Origin of the sequence: Crocosphaera sp. UHCC 0190, from assembly GCF_034932065.1 — a bacterium.
Classification (GTDB): domain Bacteria; phylum Cyanobacteriota; class Cyanobacteriia; order Cyanobacteriales; family Microcystaceae; genus UHCC-0190.
Genome location: NZ_JAYGHP010000010.1, coordinates 41917 through 54069, shown reverse-complemented (window position 1 = coordinate 54069; position 12153 = coordinate 41917). Strand labels below are relative to the sequence as shown.

Here is a 12153-nt window from a genome sequence, read left to right as displayed (position 1 = left end):
TGAAGCAAAGTCACTAAATATCAAGATAAATGCTTAAAAATCAATAAATCTTGTGATCCCACCCAGTTTTTGGGTGTACCAGACCATAATCCCTGTATAGGCTCTTGTTCTAAGATTAATCCTGCTTTTTGGGCAAATGTTTCAATCATATTTAAGCGATAAGCCGTCATGGTTTCAGGATTGCTCACATCAGCGATCGCAAAATCTGTGCCATAATCTTGATAAGAATGATCAAAATTAAAGACAGGACGAGCAAAACCAAGGGGTCTAGGCTGTTGGGGCTTATAATAGTCTAATAAGAAAAAACTAAATAAACAACGGCCATTAGGCTTTAAAACCCGCGCCGATTCCTTAAAATAGTTTTCGGTGACATCAGGTAAAGTATGGGTAAAAACCGAAGAGGCAAAAATGATATCAAAAGAATTTTCGGTATAGGGAAAGGAATAGGAACTAGGGGCAATTTTACCCGAAGGATTATAAAAAGTATTGGCGATATCAGCTAATTGAAAGCGAAAATGAGGATAAACAGGGGTAAAATTCTGATGGAGAAACTGAATTTTATTCCCACAGATATCAAAACCATCATAAGAGCCGTCTGAGGACAGAATATATCGTAAAGGAAAGGCAATACGACCTAAGCCACAACCAATTTCTAAAACGTGACTATCAGACTGAATTTGTCCATAAATCCGCAGTAACAGACTCCATTCTTCCGCCCAACGAAACCATTCCTCTAAGACATCAATCCCTTCTTCTTGCATCAAGGCTAAAGGGGGAATCAAAGTCGGTTCATAAGCAACCCAAGGCTTATTAAAGGGATTAGGCATTAAGCTTGATTTAATCTGCTTAAGTTGGTCTTTTTGTCTAGATGTCAGCTTTTTTGATAGTTTTTTAAATAAAGCATTCATGTTGATTTAGCTGAAATTTTTTAAATTACACGGGTAAGGAGTAATCGGTTGTTGATTGCCGTATTTTAGCACTTCTCTGCTGTGAGCGTTCATAAGAGCCAAATAATCCTTGAATTCCCCCCCACAATTCCGCCAAAATCATCTCAGGGGGTAAAATTTGACGACCTAATAGACTTTTAAGTAGTTGTAAGCATTGTTCTTGAAACCACCATTTGATTAAAGCGATAAATTTACCTTGTTGAGAAGGATCATTTTGATAAGATTTAACCACAAAAGCCATAAATCCTAAGCCCCAACTCCAATATTGACGGCGTAGTTTTTTCATTTCTCGGCGATGTTGATGATAAATAAGGTAAGAGGGTTCATAAATGAGGGGATATCCTGCCCGAATTACCCGATAAAAGATGTCTAAATCCCCTCCCCCCGGTAAAGGAGATCCCGTATCTAAGGCTTCGTCAAAGCCCCCTAATTCGAGCAATAACGCCCGTTTAAACGCCATATTACAACCTGCCCCAAAAATTCCTGCTCCACAGGGATAAAGGGGATTTTTGTCTAAAACCTGTCCATAACGGATTTTTTTGAATCCTCTCCCAAATCCGCCGCGACGCTCAAATAATATTTGTGCAGGGGTTTCTAATTCAAAGGGTAACACCATCCCCGTAAATGCTCCGGCATCAGGATTTTCTGTCCATGCTTCAATGAGTCCCAGTAACCATTGGGTATCTACAACAATATCATCATCTAAAAATGCCAGTATATCCCCTTTTGCTTCTTTAATTGCACGATTACGGGCAAAATCCAACCCAACGTTTAATTCCCGTACATAACGCACGTCTGGGAAAGTCGAGACTAATTTTTGGGTTTGATCATCACTAGGGGCATTATCAATGATTAAAATCTCAAAATATCCTAAATTATCAGGCTTTTTCAGGTTTTGTAAGGAATTTAAACAACGAGCAACATTATCAGGGCGATCTTTGGTACACATTGCGACGGTTAAACTCGGAAATTCCATAAACTTAGATTTTTGGCTTAAATCTTCTTGTATTTTGGCTTTTAAAAGGTTTTCTGCCATTTCTCGACTTAACATCTCCTGTAAATCTTCTGGGTTTAATAGCGAATTTGGCGATAATTCCTGCATAATAAACCCAATCGGGCGATCTTGGCAGCGAATCACCAGTGCGACCCCTGTTTCGTCTGCGGAGGTTTGAATATTGGGTAAGGGTTGGGTAACTTCTAGTTGAATAATTGAGTAAGACATAAGAGAATCACAAAAAGATACTACATTTTCTTGATATTAACCGCAATGCGATACAGATCGGCAAATAAACCATCATTCGCCAATAATTGCTTCAAATTGCCTTTTTCAACCAGTTTACCCTCATCTAAGACGATAATTTGATCTGCCTGTTGTATTGTTGAAAGACGATGAGCAATCACAATCACCGTCCGATTCTGTCCTAATGTCTCTAGGGTTTCTTGAATCATTTGCTCAGAAATGGTGTCTAGGGCGTTTGTTGCTTCATCTAGAATTAAAATTGCTGGATCTCTTATAATAGCTCTAGCTAAGGCAATTCTTTGTCGTTGTCCTCCTGAAAGTCTAACACCGCGATCGCCAACTTTACTATCATATCCTTGCGCCATTTTAGAGATAAACTCATGAGCGTGAGCTTGCTTGGCAGCATCGATGATTTCTGCTTCTGTTGCCTCCAAACGTCCATAAGCAATGTTTTCTCCTATGGTCGCACTAAAAATATGAACATCTTGACTAACAATAGCAATATGCGATCGCCAATCAGCTATGTTTAACTGATTTAATGGGGCATGATCGATTAAGATTTCTCCTTCTGTCACCTCATAAAAACGACAAATTAAGTGAATTAAAGTAGATTTACCTGCACCAGATGTACCGACAAAAGCGGTGGTTTTGCCTTTAGGGATATGAAGGGAAATATTTTCTAAAGCGGGTTTTTCGTGAGGGGAATAACGAAAAGTAACGGATTCTAAGGTGATACCTGATTCTAATTCTTGAAAGGGGATTGAACCTGACAGTATATAGGATTTATTATGGCGTTCTAAAAAGGAGATAACATCATCAATCGAATAGCTTAACGTAAGAAGAGCTACTCGACTACTATCCAATTGTTGAATTTGCGGTTGCAGACGATATAAAATGAAGAGAAAAGTTAATAAAGACGGGAGAGCAGTGCGATCATGAATTAAGGCAATAACCAGAATTCCTAAAACCAAAAAAGCAGAAAAAACTTCATATAATGGATTAACAATATTGCTAATTAAATCTAATTTTAAAAAGCGATCTCTCACTTGCTTTGAAGCTTGATTAAACCGTTTTTGTTCATAGTTTTCCCTAGCAAAAGCACGAATGGTTTTCATTCCGGTAAAACCTTCATACATCCGAATTCCCAATTGGGAATTAGCCTCGACAGCTAATTCACTAAAAGCACTTGATTGACGGGTAACCCAACGAGTAAGCAGTGAAGTTAAAAAGAGAATAAAAGTAACCAGTAAAGTAAGTCGCCAAGAGATTAAAAAGAGTAAAATAATATAAACAAGGGCAGTGCAAAGATTAATACTCAATTTCACTAAAATTCCTAGGGCATCATTAGTTCGCCATGTTTCCGTCGCCAATGTATTGAGAAGCCTACCTGATTCTTGAGTATCTAAAAAGCGATAACTTACCGTTAAGAGTTGATGAAAAATATCAGAGCGTAACCGATGACTAATACGAGAATTTAACCAAGACAAAAGGGATAAATTAGCATAAACCAACGCATTTTTAATCAAAATACAAAAACCAATAATCAAAGGAATATAAATAATTCTTTGTGATACCGTAAAAGAACTAAAAAAATTATTAAGCCATTGAATTAAGGTATTTTGAGAAGTGAGATGATTTTCTTGAGTATCTAAACTTTGTAAAAAAGGAATAATTAAAGTAATTCCAATTCCTTCTGATAGGGAAGATAGAATTCCTAAAGTCAAAATAGCGGGAATTGACCAAGGATGGTAATTAAATAAAGGAATTAATTTTTTAATAGATTTGATTTCTTTCATTGATTTTTATTAAAAATTCGCTATTTATTTGCTCTGGCATAAAACATGACTAGAGAATGAAAAATATTTTCTACCCCTAACATTAATTGTAACTTGAGTTTTTGCTGTTCTGGCGTTTTGGCAGTGAAAGTCTGTTGCTGTTGCTGAAGTTTATCACTTTGATCTGAATCAGCATACCTCTGATTAAAAAAACTTGACATTAGTAACAAATATAGTCCGGGTCGAATAAAAGGGGTAAAAGGTTCTGCTTTAATCGCTTCTTTTAACCAATATAATGTCGAAGAATAATCTTTTACAAAAGAACTTTGATGAGCAAAATACATATATAAATTACTTTTAGATAAACGATAGAAAAACCCAGGAATTTCTCTATGATGAACTTGGACTTTTTCCATAATTAAAGCATGGGATCTTGCCATTGTTTCATAATTACGGGACATACTTTCGGGTAATTTCCGATATCCCACTAAAAACTCTTTAACCACTTTAATCTGATAGGATTCAGCAATTTTTAAATAGAAATCCCAATCTTCACATCCTTGGGCATTTTGTTGTTTTAAAGACCGATTATATCCCCCTAATGATTGAACAATAGAACGGCGTATCATCGAACAACTTGCATTGCCTAAAAAATTGTGACTCACTAGGGTAGGGTAAACAGAACCTTCAATTTCTGTTGCTCGAAATGCCCCTGTCAATCTATCATTTTCATCAATATCTACTGACCAAGAATAAACTAATCCGACTTGATTGCCCCCTGATATCATAGCTTTAACCTGTTTTTCAATATTCTGAGGATACCAAATATCATCGGCATCAATCGGTGCAATAAATTCTCCTGTTGCCGTTTCAATTCCTAAATTTCTCGCCGCCGCTACTCCTGCGTTAATTTGATATAAGTATTTAATACGTTCATCTTTTTTTATAAATAAATCAACCTGTGTTTTTGTGCCATCTTGCGAACCATCATCTATAACGATAATTTCAAGGTTTTGATAGGTTTGATTAACAACAGACTGAAGCGTTTTTACAATAAACTCTTCAGCATTATAAGCAGGAATAATGACAGATACTAAGGGGTTATTGCTAGGATTCATTAGATTTCTGATAGAATTAGAATTTAAGAATAAATGCTCACTAAAGATATAATATTCTAACACGTTTCTGACAGAGCAAAAAACTGTTGTAATTGTTGTCCAACTGCTTCTACAGAAAACGCAGTTTTAACTCGCTGGCGAGCGCATTGTCCCCATTTTGGCCATAAAAGTGGATTATCTAATAAATATTCTATTGCTTGCCCTAAAGCGGTTGAATTTTCTCTGGGAACTATCCTTCCCCCTGACGCTTCTCCTCTCACTAAGATATCCGCTATACCAGGAACATCCGTAGCGACAATCGGTAAACCCACTGCCATTGCTTCTAGTGGCGCAACGGGAAACCCCTCATGACGGGATGGCAAGCAGTAAATATCTGAAGCTGAGAGATAATCGGCCATTTTCTGACGATCTAAGATAAATTGGTCAATCCAGATAATATTTGACAATTTTCTTTCTGCGATCGCTTCTCTTAACCACTGACCATCATTCCCCATTCCAATGAGTAATAAATAGCAATTAGGGTAATTTTGGGAAATTTTTGACCATACTTCCAGAAGGATATCTAATCCCTTACGATAGCGTTCAATTCGTCCATGATAAACCACTACAGGACTATTAGACCCTATCCCTAAATCAAGGCGCGTTTGGTCACGATTGCCTTTTTCCCAGTCTTTTAGGTCTAAAGGGTTGAAAATCTGAGCGATTTTATGATCAGGAATATGATACTGTTTTTTTACTCGTTCAATCTCTGTCTGAGAAGCAACGATTAAACCTGCACAATGACGGAGCGTATGGGGACGAATCCACCCTTCAATTTGCCAAATTTGAAAATTTCCCCCTTGAAAACTCGCAAAAACAGGAATTTTTAGCAACTTTCCCAATAACGTACAAGTATCAAAGCGAGGATATTCATATTCTTGACAGATAATGCCTTGACATTTTTCCTGTTTAAGACAGTGTACCAGTTGGTTGAAAGGGGTGGCAAGATAGGGGGATAATTGCCGTAAAATGGCATAGAAGCGATAATGAAGTCTAGGAATTGTGCCAAATGTCTCTTTAACAGAAGAACCATAAGCATAGGTCATCCGATGACGAAAGTGTCGATAAATATTACCAACAGGTAAGAGATAAATAATTGCGCCAGTAGGAGGATGAAGTCGGCGTATCGGTTCAGTCACTTCAACAGAAATACAGATTAAAATGCTTTGAATCCCGACGCATTTTAAGGCTTCAATATAACCAAATAACCAACCCCCTGTCATTTCAGTACAGAAGGTTTCAAGAGAAATATTGATACTGTCTAAGTAATCTTCGATGACGTTTCCCCAAGGGACAAGGGCAAGGGTTTGAACGCGAGTTTTGTCCATATTTATCTTCCTGTTAAATCTCCATGACGCTTGAGATGCCATTGCCAAGCATGAGTCATAATGGTTTTAAGGTTGGGGTATTGGGGTTGCCATCCAAGTATTTGTGAGGCTTTTTGGCTGCTACTGACTAAAATAGCCGGATCTCCCGCTCTGCGATCACTTTTTTCAACTTTAATAGTTTTGCCTGTGACTTCACGAGCAATATCAATCACTTCCTTGACAGAAAATCCTTCTCCATTTCCTAAATTGAAAATTTCACTCTCACCTCCATTCAGTAAATATTTCAATCCCAATAAATGGGCCTGCGCTAAATCTAGGACATGAATATAGTCTCTAACACAAGTGCCATCTTGGGTTGGATAATCACTACCAAAAATTGAAATCGATGATCGTTTTCCTAAAGCGGTATAAAAAACTAAGGGAATTAAGTGAGGTTCGGGTTGGTGGTCTTCCCCTAATTCTCCATTCGGATCAGCCCCTGCGGCATTAAAAAAGCGAAAACAGACATATTTTAGCCCATAGGCTCGATCAAAATCTGCCAATATCTGTTCAACCATTTTTTTACTCGCACCGTAGGGATTAATCGGATTTTGCGGATGACTTTCGTTGATAGGAAGTTCTTGTGGTATCCCATAGGTTGCACAAGTCGAAGAAAAAACAAATTTATCGACCTCCGACTTTTTCATGGCCTCTAAAATAGTTAACGTTCCCCCTACATTGTTATTGTAGTATTTTGCGGGATTTTCGGTAGATTCTCCCACATAGGCATCGGCCGCAAAATGAATGACTGCATCAATGCTGTGATCTCTTAAAATTTGTTCTAATAGTTTAGAATCACGAATATCTCCCTTAATTAAAGGAACTTTTAACACATTCTTGACAATATCCTCATGACCGTTACTTAGATTATCAAGAATAATCACCTCATATCCGTAGTGGGTTAATTGTTGTACCGTATGAGAGCCTAGATATCCCGCCCCCCCAGTCACTAATATTTTTGTTACATTTAACATTAGCTTAAGTCAATTCTAAAATACAGAAATCGAATAAATAGCTTGCTCATATTCATTTTAACGTGACTGTGAGATCTAGAACTCTTGAACCCCCAGAAGACTTAATGTTACTATAATAAACGAGAGATAGAAATCGTCAAGGAGAAAAACGACTAAAGTTTTAGGAGTTTTGCCTCGTACAAAATTACTATGATTTAGTAACGAATTTCCGTCGTTTGCGAAATTTAGCGATCGCTAATAAAGCATCTAAAAACCAGAGTGAGCCAGAATTTTGTATCTCTTGATGCTTTTTGATTTGACTGCATATTTCTGGTTTTCTGTCAATGCGAAACTCCTAAGTTTCATCAACGTCGTGTTTCTCGTAAAAAGAAAGACTCAACCAACCGTAAAAAAGCCATTAATCAACTTGGACGTAAACACCTCAAAATAAGTAGGCAACGTGAAGAACACGCTAAGAGACTTGCCCGTTGCGTAATCCAATCTAACGATTTGGTAGCTCTGAAGGGATTTTGTCTAATTCTTCAGTTTCTGCTTGATTCAATGTAAGCATTAGACTCTTAATTGTTGCAGCAATGGGAACTGCTGTAATTAACCCGATAAAGTCTCCCAAAGTCGCCCCTACCATAACGGAAAATAAAATAACAATGGGATTAAGTCCGGTTAATTTTCCTAACAAACGAGGAGGTAAGGTATTCTCAATGATTTGATCCAATAAAAGCACAACCACTAAAACCCTTAATCCTGTCCAAAAATCTGCTAATAACAAGATAAAACTAATACCTAATATGGTAACAACTGCCCCAAATGGTATAAATCCAGCGATGCCAATGGCTAAGCCAAATAGTAAGGGAAAGGGGGCTTTTAAGATGAATAAAGTAGGAATCATCGTCACAGTTAAGACAGTTGCTAATATTAATTGATTAAGAATATAACTATTGAAATTGCGATAAAGGGTTTTTTGAATCATTACTCCCAGGTTAGGAGAAAACCAAGATTGGAGGCAGTTTCTTAACAGTGAATTACCATAGGATAGAAAAAAGATAGTTAAGACAAAAATAAAGAAAATATTTAGGATATTACCAATTGTTCCAAAAATAAAATCAGGAATTCCTTCAAGAAAACCTTGTAGTTGATTTTGGAAGTTTTCACTTAAGTTCGTAAAAATCCTATCATTGTCAACAATTTTGCTATTGTTAGTCCAATTACTTAAACTATCGGCTTTGAGAGTAGCGGATTGAATCCAATCTGGCAATATATGCACTAATTCAGAAAATCGAATCACAATAGCGGGTACAAGTATAATAGCGATTAAGGCAAAAATCACAATAAAGCTTAAAAAGACCATTAAAATTGAATTGCCTCGACTTAAATTTAATCGCCTGTTTAGAAAATGAATGGGATGATTAAGCAATAATGCAAAAAATCCAGCAATAATAAAAGAAGAAAAAATTCCTTGAAAAGCATTAAAAACAAAAACAAAAACCCAAACGTTCAGGACAACCAAAGGAAATACTAAGGCAATAAAAAAACACCCAGGAATATTAAAACGATTTGCGTATTTTTCTAACATTTTTGTTTAATCTCCATTTTGTGCAAAAACAAAAAAATCTATACTAAGAAAATAGTGGAAAATTTTTAACCCATGTATAACACTATTAGCTATTATTATCAATGTTGTAGGGCTTAACCAAGGTTGACCCCTAGAGGAAAAGCTTTGTCTGGATTCATTGACACTTCTCCTTGATATAAGTCAAGATATATATAACGTAAACCTTTGTAAAGCTTGGGCTAAATGTCAGTAGAGCTTCTATCACTAGACAACATTCAAGAAATCGCCCATCAATACGGCTACTGGGCAGTGTTTATTGGCATTGCCTTAGAAAATACCGGAATTCCTATTCCTGGGGAAACTATCACCATTGTCGGCGGGTTTCTGGCAGGAAGCGGAGAATTAGGTTATTGGCTGGTTTTAGGAACTGCGATCGCTGGTGCTGTCATCGGTGATAATTTTGGTTATTGGATCGGAAGATTCGGGGGTTGGGAATTTTTAGTTAAGGTAGGCAGTCTATTTAAAATTTCTCCACGACAACTCGAAGATGTTAAGGAACAGTTTAGTAAAAATGCGGCTAGAGCCGTATTTTTTGGGCGTTTCGTCGCTTTATTAAGAATTTTTGCGGGGCCGATGGCTGGTATTGCTCAAATGCCCTATGCTCAGTTTTTATTGTGCAATTTAGGCGGGGCAACGGTTTGGGCTTCAATTATGGTAACGCTTTCTTTTTTTGTGGGACGAATAGTTCCCTTACATCAATTAATTCACTGGATAGCTCAATTTAGCGTATTAGCTCTTATTTTAGTGATTGGGTGGGTTGGGGTAACAATTTGGTTGGAGTCTCGTAAACCTAGGTTAGAGGGGAAAGATTAAAATTAAATTTGAGTCATTAATGAGACATTTTTCTTTTACAATGAACGAAATAGAACCACTTTTATTTTTATGCCTCGACCCTCAGCCAAGCAACCATCAACCCCCTCATCCCCTACTACTTTAGCTCCTTCTTCTTTTCATCTACGTCGTCAAGTTCTCGAAGAAGAACATGAATGGCTGCTCAAACAAATTAAACGTAAACGCAATGAACTAAAAAAATTTCTTGACCAAATGCGTTCTATTGCAACAGAAATTTTTCAGAGAGGAAACCCTCTCTATCAACAACTTATCGAACTTGACACGGAAATTCATGGTCTGTTTGATGAGATTTTAACAGGGCGAAAATTAGGGAAAAAAAGTCAAAAAGATATCATCAGCGTATATCATTCCCTGCAATTCATGGGAGTCCTCAGCCCCAAATTTGATGATGATGACGATGATGATGTTTTCAATGATTCATCAGAAGATAACTTTAATGATGAGCAAGCAGAAAACTTCTTTAACCAAAACTCCCATCAAGAACAGTCTGAGGAAACTGATAGAGAAAACCCGATTAAATCTTCAGCATCTCGACACATTCGACAAACTTTTATCAAATTAGCTTCCCTGTTTCACCCTGATAGGGTTACAGACAGCGAAACCCAAATGCACCATAATGAGATTATGAAGGAGGTTAACCGCGCTTATCAAGAAGGTGATCTCGCTCGACTCCTGGAAATTGAACGACAACATCATCTTGCTGAGGATATTGATATTAATAACGCCACAAGTAGTGAGATAGAAAGGCAATGTCAACAAAGAGAAAGAGATAACCAACTCCTCAAAACTCAATACGAAACCCTCAAAGAAGAACTGAGAATTGCTCGAAATACCCCTGAAGGGGAAATGGTGAAAGACTATCGTGCTTGTCAAAAAGAAGGGCTTGATGCTGTTGGTGAAATGCTATCAGAAATGGAAGCTCAAGTCAAAACTGTTGAAGAAATACGTGATTTTGTACGGAATTTTCGGGATAAAAAAATAACGATTAAAGACTTTTTAAAAGGGCCAACTTCCCTGACTCCGAAAACCAAAGAAGATCCTGAAGAAATGCTCGAAATGTTGTTGGAAGAATTACTGGGTTTGAGAATTTAAATAACCCTCCCCTGTTGTGCCACTAACTATTTCTGCAAAGGAAAATTTAATCTTTCTCGTTGCTGAAAATATAAGTTAGCCACTTCTCTCGCTAAGTTACGAATACGACCAATATAACGGGTTCTTTCCGCAACTGCAATTACACCTCTAGCATCCAATAAATTAAAGGAATGGGAGCATTTTAAGACATAATCCAAACTGGGTAATACTAACCCCCTGTCAATTAATTGTTTGGCTTCTTGTTCGTATAAACTAAACAATTTAAACAGTAAATCTGGATCAGAAGCTTCAAAATTGTAGGTACATTGTTCTACTTCACTTTGTAGGAAAATATCCCCATAATTGATCTTGTCATTCCATTGTATCTTGGTCATGGCTTCTACCCCTTGCAGATACATGGCTAACCGTTCTAACCCATAGGTTATTTCAATAGAAACAGGACGACAATCAATACCTCCACATTGTTGAAAATAAGTAAATTGGGTAATTTCCATGCCATCTAACCACACTTCCCAACCCACACCCCAAGCACCTAAAGTCGGGGACTCCCAGTTATCTTCCACAAAGCGAATATCATGATCTTCGGGTTTAATTCCTAATGCTCTGAGGGAGTCTAAATAGATTTCTTGAATATTATTAGGTGAGGGTTTAATTAAGACTTGATATTGAAAATAATGTTGAAAACGGTTAGGATTTTCTCCATAACGGCCATCCGTAGGACGACGACAGGGTTCTACATAGGCCACCGACCAAGGTTCCGGGCCAATCGCTCTGAGGAAGGTATGGGGACTCATGGTTCCTGCCCCTTTTTCGGTATCATAGGGTTGGGCAATTAAACAGCCGCGATCGCTCCAAAATTCGTGTAATTTGGCAATTATTTCCTGAAAATTAATTGACACTGTTTAACCTTCCTTCCCCAAATGACTGCGATACAATATTAACTTACTATTCTACCGAAATTAGGCTTGATTATCACCTTAATTCTAGAATTATTTAATTTTAAGTCAGTATACCAATAAAAATAAAGTTTCACCAAAGCTTTGAGGGGGAGCGTCAATTCTTGAACTAATCTAAAAGGTAGACCCAAAAATTAATAACAGAACTTCATGAAAATTTTCAGCCGACTCAGCATTCAATCAA

At 37.2% G+C, this 12153-nt stretch carries 10 protein-coding genes and 1 pseudogene; 3 read left to right on the top strand and 8 right to left on the bottom strand.

Features of this window, described 5'->3' with window-relative positions; translation table 11 throughout:
- Positions 1–20: 20 nt before the first annotated feature.
- The 6 genes from VB715_RS14710 to galE form a co-directional block, all read right to left on the bottom strand.
- Complete coding sequence (locus VB715_RS14710) at positions 21–827, bottom strand: class I SAM-dependent methyltransferase (protein ID WP_323301970.1); 807 nt, start codon at positions 825–827, stop codon at positions 21–23.
- 106 nt (positions 828–933) lie between these two features.
- Positions 934–2169, bottom strand: coding sequence for a glycosyltransferase family 2 protein (locus VB715_RS14705; RefSeq protein WP_323301969.1), 1236 nt, complete (start codon positions 2167–2169; stop codon positions 934–936).
- 20 nt (positions 2170–2189) lie between these two features.
- Positions 2190–3983 (bottom strand): ABC transporter ATP-binding protein, encoded by a 1794-nt coding sequence (locus VB715_RS14700; protein WP_323301968.1) that lies wholly within the window; start codon positions 3981–3983, stop codon positions 2190–2192.
- Between the two features lie 20 nt (positions 3984–4003).
- Complete coding sequence (locus VB715_RS14695) at positions 4004–5080, bottom strand: glycosyltransferase family 2 protein (protein WP_323301967.1); 1077 nt, start codon at positions 5078–5080, stop codon at positions 4004–4006.
- 56 nt (positions 5081–5136) lie between these two features.
- On the bottom strand, positions 5137–6447 hold the full coding sequence (locus tag VB715_RS14690; protein WP_323301966.1) for a glycosyltransferase family 4 protein: 1311 nt from the start codon (positions 6445–6447) through the stop codon (positions 5137–5139).
- 2 nt (positions 6448–6449) lie between these two features.
- A complete protein-coding gene (gene galE, locus VB715_RS14685) occupies positions 6450–7460 on the bottom strand; it encodes a UDP-glucose 4-epimerase GalE (protein WP_323301965.1) in 1011 nt (336 codons plus the stop codon).
- Between the two features lie 336 nt (positions 7461–7796).
- Between galE and VB715_RS14680 the strand changes: the two are divergent.
- Positions 7797–7958, top strand: a pseudogene (locus VB715_RS14680) (transposase); the annotation flags it as partial.
- On the opposite strand, the gene VB715_RS14675 reads toward VB715_RS14680, so the two are convergent.
- Positions 7942–9030, bottom strand: a complete 1089-nt coding sequence (locus VB715_RS14675) for an AI-2E family transporter (RefSeq protein WP_323301964.1) — start codon at positions 9028–9030, stop codon at positions 7942–7944. The pseudogene VB715_RS14680 and the gene VB715_RS14675 overlap by 17 nt on opposite strands.
- Before the next feature lie 222 nt (positions 9031–9252).
- On the opposite strand from VB715_RS14675, the gene VB715_RS14670 reads away from it, so the two are divergent.
- Positions 9253–9882, top strand: coding sequence for a DedA family protein (locus VB715_RS14670; RefSeq protein WP_323301963.1), 630 nt, complete (start codon positions 9253–9255; stop codon positions 9880–9882).
- Positions 9883–9951: 69 nt separating this feature from the next.
- Positions 9952–11013, top strand: coding sequence for a molecular chaperone DnaJ (locus VB715_RS14665; RefSeq protein WP_323301962.1), 1062 nt, complete (start codon positions 9952–9954; stop codon positions 11011–11013).
- A 26-nt stretch (positions 11014–11039) separates the two neighbouring features.
- Here the strand turns inward: VB715_RS14665 and glyQ are convergent, their stop codons facing one another.
- Positions 11040–11912 carry a glycine--tRNA ligase subunit alpha gene (gene glyQ, locus VB715_RS14660; RefSeq protein WP_323301961.1) on the bottom strand — a complete coding sequence of 291 codons (873 nt, stop codon included), beginning with the start codon at positions 11910–11912 and terminating at the stop codon, positions 11040–11042.
- Between the last annotated feature and the right edge of the window lie 241 nt (positions 11913–12153).

Bases quoted from the DNA above. Each gene is read 5' to 3' on its own strand.
- VB715_RS14710 (WP_323301970.1), bottom strand. From the start codon at position 827: ATGCCTAATCCCTTTAATAAGCCTTGGGTTGCTTATGAACCGACTTTG.
- VB715_RS14705 (WP_323301969.1), bottom strand. From the start codon at position 2,169: ATGTCTTACTCAATTATTCAACTAGAAGTTACCCAACCCTTACCCAAT.
- VB715_RS14700 (WP_323301968.1), bottom strand. From the start codon at position 3,983: ATGAAAGAAATCAAATCTATTAAAAAATTAATTCCTTTATTTAATTAC.
- VB715_RS14695 (WP_323301967.1), bottom strand. From the start codon at position 5,080: ATGAATCCTAGCAATAACCCCTTAGTATCTGTCATTATTCCTGCTTAT.
- VB715_RS14690 (WP_323301966.1), bottom strand. From the start codon at position 6,447: ATGGACAAAACTCGCGTTCAAACCCTTGCCCTTGTCCCTTGGGGAAAC.
- galE (WP_323301965.1), bottom strand. From the start codon at position 7,460: ATGTTAAATGTAACAAAAATATTAGTGACTGGGGGGGCGGGATATCTA.
- VB715_RS14675 (WP_323301964.1), bottom strand. From the start codon at position 9,030: ATGTTAGAAAAATACGCAAATCGTTTTAATATTCCTGGGTGTTTTTTT.
- VB715_RS14670 (WP_323301963.1), top strand. From the start codon at position 9,253: ATGTCAGTAGAGCTTCTATCACTAGACAACATTCAAGAAATCGCCCAT.
- VB715_RS14665 (WP_323301962.1), top strand. From the start codon at position 9,952: ATGCCTCGACCCTCAGCCAAGCAACCATCAACCCCCTCATCCCCTACT.